This is a genomic window from Neobacillus drentensis (genome assembly GCF_036966985.1).
Lineage (GTDB): Bacteria > Bacillota > Bacilli > Bacillales > Cytobacillaceae > Neobacillus > Neobacillus drentensis_E.
On the sequence record NZ_JBALSN010000690.1, the window covers coordinates 1 to 2,118 of the forward strand.

The window sequence follows — 2,118 nt, forward strand, 5'->3', positions numbered from 1 at the left end:
CTCCTGCGGGAGTACGGGGCAGGGGAGACCCCGCAGAAGTAAAGCGACGAGGAGGCTCCCCGGCACGCCCGCGGAAAGCGAAGTGCCTGAAACGGAAATCAACAGACAAGTTTAACACAGCCTAAAAATAAAAAAAACCCATTCCTTGCTGCTTTGTTAGGAATGGGTTTAACACCGCCAATTCTATTGTCAGTTGTTTTAGGTTTACTTTAACTACTCTATGATTGTTTATGGAAAATCATTGTGTTCTATTATTAAACTAATGTACTTTCTTGAATTTCAATTGAGCTGTTCATGAACATTTCCATGTCGTCTTTTGTATTTGAAATGCCGCCTACACCAAAATTCTCAACTAAGAAGTTCGTTACGTTTGGTGATAAGAAAGCTGGTAATGTTGGTCCAACGTGAATATTTTTCACACCTAAGTAAAGTAAAGCTAAGAAAACGATCACCGCTTTTTGCTCATACCATGCGATATTATAGGATAAAGGTAATTCATTTACACTTTCTAATCCGAATGCCTCTTTCAGCTTTAATGCCGTCATGACTAGAGAGTAGGAATCGTTACATTGACCGGCATCCAATACCCTTGGAATTCCGTTGCTATCACCTAAATCTAATTTATTGTAGCGATATTTTGCACAACCGGCTGTTAAAATGATCGTATCTTTTGGAAGCTCTTCGGCAAACTCTTTATAATAAGTTCTACTATTATGGCGGCCATCACAGCCAGCCATGACAAAGAATCGTTTAATATCACCGTTTTTCACAGCTTCTACCACTTGATCAGCTACTTGAGCCACTTGATTATGCGCAAAACCTCCAACAATTTCACCTGTTTCAATTTCTACTGGTGGCTGGCATTTCTTTGCATGCTCTATAATAACGGAGAAATCTTTTGTACCATCTTCATTTTTAGGAATATAGGTTACCCCCTCAACAGCAGTTGCCCCAGTTGTATACATTCTTCCTTTATAAGAGTCCCTTGGTGGTACAATACAGTTGGTTGTCATTAAAATCGGACCGTTAAAGCTTTCGAATTCACGAGTTTGTTCCCACCATGCATTTCCGTAGTTACCGACAAAGTGGTCATATTTTTTGAAGGCTGGATAATAGTGCGCAGGAAGCATTTCGCTATGTGTATACACATCTATTCCCGTGCCTTCCGTTTGTTTTAATAACTGTTCCATATCTTTCAGGTCATGACCGCTAACTAAGATACCCGGATTTTGACGTACACCAATGTTTACTTTCGTCATTTCAGGATGACCATACGTTGATGTATTTGCTGTATCTAATAGCTCCATGGCATGAACGCCGTACTTTCCACATTCCATTGAAAGTTCGATCAATTGTTCCATACTTACAGAATCATCTGTAATCATTGCAAGTGCTTTTTGCATAAACTCATTTAGCTCTTCATTTTCATAGCAAAGATTTGCCGCATGCTCTAAATAGGCAGCCATTCCTTTCAAACCGTACGTCACTAACTCTCTTAATGAACGTATATCTTCATCTCTAGTCGCTAAAATACTAACTTCTTGAGAAGCAGATTTCATTTCAAGTTGATGATTTGTTCCAGCATACCAAGTGACAAAATCACTATTGTTGTCTAAAGTATACCCTGCATTTTGGATTGCCGCTTTAATTTCTTCCCGGAGCGTTAAGCCTTCTCTTACTGTATGAAAAAATTCATTTTTATCCCAATTGGCATTTGTAATCGTCATAAAAAGACCATTAATAATAAACTCATCTGTTTTCTTTTGATTAATCCCGATTTCACGAGCCATTGTATTTACAATCGCTATTCCCTTAATCGTGTAAATCAATAAATCTTGCATATTTGCTAAATCATCTTTTTTTCCACATACTCCAACAACGGTACAGCCTGTTCCTTTTGAGGTTTCTTGACATTGAAAACAAAACATACTCATTTATAATTTCCTCCAGTAAATGATTTTCGAATTTTATTTTTCTACAATAAACACTTTCTCTTATTTAATGTGAATGATTGAATAAGGATCAAAAGCAATTAACAATATAATCAACTTATTTACATCGTCATTATAAGTTCATTCATTTTAAATTTGGAGTACTCTCTGAATCTGTTCATAAACT

Annotated in this window: 1 protein-coding gene; it reads right to left on the reverse strand. The window is 37.1% G+C overall.

The window, feature by feature from the left end; translation table 11 throughout:
• Positions 1-254 precede the first annotated feature (254 nt).
• Positions 255-1,934, reverse strand: coding sequence for a hydroxylamine reductase (hcp, locus tag V7659_RS30560; RefSeq protein WP_335543769.1), 1,680 nt, complete (start codon positions 1,932-1,934; stop codon positions 255-257).
• Positions 1,935-2,118 lie beyond the last annotated feature (184 nt).

What these genes read in the sequence shown, in the direction of transcription:
- hcp (WP_335543769.1), bottom strand. Translation starts at nt 1,934, where the DNA reads ATGAGTATGTTTTGTTTTCAATGTCAAGAAACCTCAAAAGGAACAGGC.